General features: G+C 72.3%; 1 protein-coding gene and 1 pseudogene. One reads left to right on the plus strand and one right to left on the minus strand.

Features of this window, described 5'->3' with window-relative positions:
- A pseudogene (locus BM385_RS27430) lies at positions 1-1560 on the plus strand (hypothetical protein); the annotation flags it as partial.
- 108 nt (positions 1561-1668) lie between these two features.
- On the opposite strand, the gene BM385_RS27435 reads toward BM385_RS27430, so the two are convergent.
- Positions 1669-1925, minus strand: a 257-nt coding sequence (locus tag BM385_RS27435) for a hypothetical protein (protein WP_175543124.1), incomplete at its 5' end; no start/stop codon positions are given.

Here is a 1925-nt window from a genome sequence, read left to right on the forward strand (position 1 = left end):
CGGGAGGCCGAGGGGCTGCGCGCCGAGGCCGGCGCGGTGGTAGAGGCGGCGCGGGACGACGCTGACCGCCTGCTGAGGGACGCCACCACCGAAGCAGAGCGGGTACGGCGCGCGGCGGCGCGGGACGCTGACACACTGCGGGCCGAGGCCGAGGCCGAGGCGGGGACCGCGCGGGAGGAGGCGGCGCGTGCGCGGCGCGATGCCGAGCGGGACACGACAGGCGCGCGCGCCCGGGCGGCGGCGGCGGAGGCCGAAGCAACGCGGCTGCGGGAGGAGGCTGCGGCCGAGCGAGCCCAGGCGGCGCAGCTGCGGGAGGAGGCCGAGGCGCTGATGGACCGGGCGACGTCGCGCGGTCAGCGGAGGCTCGCAAAGGCCAAGGTGAGGACGGAACGGAGGGAAGTACTGCGGGCCGCGCGGGTGGCCGCGCGGGGTCGGCGGCGTGAGCAGCGCGCCGCGCGTGCGGCCCGCATCGCGGGCCGGGTCGGGCAGTTCACGCGGAACAACGCCCGGCGGGTGCTGGTGGCCGTGCCGATCCTGGCGCCCATGGCAGTGGCGTGGTGGTCCCAGATGGACTATGCCAGGACCGCGTTCGGTTGGTACACGGTGTTTGCCATCGGTTTTGCAGGGGCGTGGGAGTTGACCACCGCCTTTACCGGATGGATGTACCACCAGGCGAAGAAGATCGGTGACGGCGGCTTGATCTACCGGGTGTTCACGTGGATCTTCGCGGCGGCGGCGGCGGCGATGAACTACGCCCACCACTGCGGGCCCGAGTTCTCGCCGACGCAGCCGGCTGTCGCTTTCGCGACGATGAGCATCGTGGGAATGATCTTGTGGGAGCTGTACGCCTCCCTGCTGCACCGCGAGGAGTCGCGGCGCAAGGGCCGAACTGCGCAGGTACGACCGCGGATCGGCCTCATCCGATGGATGCGGTACCCGGCGACGGCATGGGCTGCGTGGTCGCTCACGATCACCGATGAGTCCCTGCGTACCGTGGGCGCGGCTTGGGCCGCTGCGGGAGAGCACAGGGCGCAGGCGCGTGAGGCGCGGGAGCGCGCGGGCCTGCGCGGTGTACGGCTGCTGGCGGCGCGGGTGGCTGGCACCGCCGGATGGGCGCCGCTGCGGAGCCTCCCCCCGGTCACTGCCGGGTCGATGGTGGTCCCGGTGGCCGGTGTGACGTCTCCGTACGACGTGCCGGTGTACGCCGTGGAGCGGCAGCCGGTGCCCCAGACGACGACTACCCGGACTGGTCGGCCGGTGCTGCCGCAGGCTGTGGCGGAGGACTCTCCGGAGCCTGCTCCGGCCCTGTGGGAGGGGGGCACGGTGGAGACCGGGACGGAGCGGCGTAGCAGGGAGGATGCGGAGGAGGCGGCGCAGCGGACCGAGACGGCTGCTGCTGTGGCTGAGGTGGTGCGGGATCTGCTGGAGCGCGGAGAGCCGGTGAACGGCCATGTCGTGGCGCGGGATGAGCGGGTGACGGTGGGGGTGCGTAGCTGCCAGCGGCATCTACGGCAGCTGGTGGCGACGGGGGTGATCCCGGCGGAGGCTGTCAGCCGGTAGACGGTCGGGCGGTATTGGTGAGGCCCGGGGCAGTGTTGGTGCCCCGGGCCTCACGCATGAGCCTACACGGAGGGCCCCGGTCTACCCGGGGCCCTCCGTTGCTCGGCTCTAGATGGAGCGGTATACCGCTGCGTCGGCGTCCAGGGTGGCTACCTCTGCGTCTCCGGTCGGCGTGGTGTACTCCAGCTCCACGACGTCGGAATCGTCTTCTTCGGTGAAGTGGAGGTCATCCAGGTGTACCGGGGCGTCGTCATCGTTGAGCTTGATCCGGTCTCCTGGCTGGAGGTCGTAGACGCTGACCGCCTCGAACTCCTCCCCGGTGTCCTCCTCCTGGTGGTGCTCGATGGCTGGCGGAGCGGCAGCGG

Source organism: Streptomyces harbinensis, assembly GCF_900116145.1.
Classification (GTDB): Bacteria; Actinomycetota; Actinomycetes; order Streptomycetales; family Streptomycetaceae; genus Streptomyces; species Streptomyces carpaticus.